Annotated in this window: 1 pseudogene; it reads right to left on the reverse strand. The window is 77.8% G+C overall.

Annotated elements, in window-relative coordinates:
* Window positions 1-1,307: pseudogene (locus IE271_RS40980) on the reverse strand (LuxR family transcriptional regulator); the annotation flags it as partial.

The raw sequence follows: 1,307 nt of genomic DNA on the forward strand, positions 1-1,307 counted from the left end.
GACAGCGGGAGCCCGATGAGGACGCCCCAGCTCTGCGCGTGCAGCATGCCGAGCGCCGTGAGCGCGCCCTGCGCCGCGGTCTTCATGTCGCCCTGGAGCAGGGCGATCTCGGCGCGGACGCTGCCGAGCAGCGCCTGCCAGGTGGTCGCGCGGCGCTCGACGGCGCACTGGAGGAGCTGGTCGCAGGCCTCGGCGGCGAGGGCGGGACGGTCGGCGTGCGCGACGGCGAGCAGCGCCATCGCCACCAGTTCCAGGTTGAGGTGGTCGAGCTGGTGGCCGTGCAGGGCCTGGACCACGGCCGCCGCGGACTCGTCGGTGGCCACGCCGCCGACCAGCACCGCCACGCGGGAGGCGAGCCCGCCCGCGGTGGCGGCCGCCGGGCGCCGGCGCAGGTCGAGCCCGGCCACGGGCGCGGTCCTGGCGGGCAGCGCGGCGCCGTAGAACCACTGCCGTACGAACTCGACCTCGGCGATGACCTGGGCGTCGGCGGGCGAGTGCGCGGGGACGAGGGTGGCCACCGCCTCGGCGGCCAGCTCGGTGTCGCCCCGCCACAGCATGTACCGCAGGACCGTGGCGGTGTCGCGCATGCTCAGCGAGCCCTCCAGCGCGGCCTGGCGCAGGGGCTCCACGTAGGTGCCGGCGGCCGCCGGGTTGGTGCGCCACCCGGCGCGGGCGAGGGCCGCGGAGATCGCCCAGCGCTCCCGTTCGTCGGAGCAGTCGTGCAGGACCAGGCTCAGGTAGCCGGTGCACCGCTCCACGTCGTCGGCGGCCAGCGCCTGCTCGGCGGCGGTGCGCAGGACGCCGGCCCCCCAGCCCTCGGGGACGGCGTCCGCTGCGCGCAGATGGACGGCGACCTCGTCGGCGGGTGCGCCGGAGCGGTACAGCGTCTCGGCGATCCGGCCGTGCAGCTCGGCGCGGGCGGTGTCGTCCATGTCCTCCAGGACCGCCGCCGCGGCGGCCGGGTGCCGGAAGGCGTAACCGTCCAGCAGGCCGGTGGAGTTGAGGACGTCGACGGCCTCCTCGGCGCCGGCGGGCGTGGTGTCGGCGAGCTCGCCCACGGGGACGGCCCGGACGGGCGCGCCGAGCGCGGCCAGCGTCCGGGCCACTCGCAGCTGCCGCGCCTCGCCGCGGTGCAGCAGGGACAGCACCGCCTGGCGGTAGGCGGCGCTGGCGACGGGCCGGCCGATCTCGGGCCCGAAGCGCGTGCTGTCGTCCAGCAGGGCGTGCACCAGCAGGGGACTGCCCGCGGTCGCCCGGTGGTAGGCGCGGCCGACGTTGCCGGGCAGCACGCGGCCCGCCTGGGCGGC

Origin of the sequence: Streptomyces minutiscleroticus, assembly GCF_014650875.1 — a bacterium.
In the GTDB taxonomy this organism is placed as follows: Bacteria; Actinomycetota; Actinomycetes; order Streptomycetales; family Streptomycetaceae; genus Streptomyces; species Streptomyces minutiscleroticus.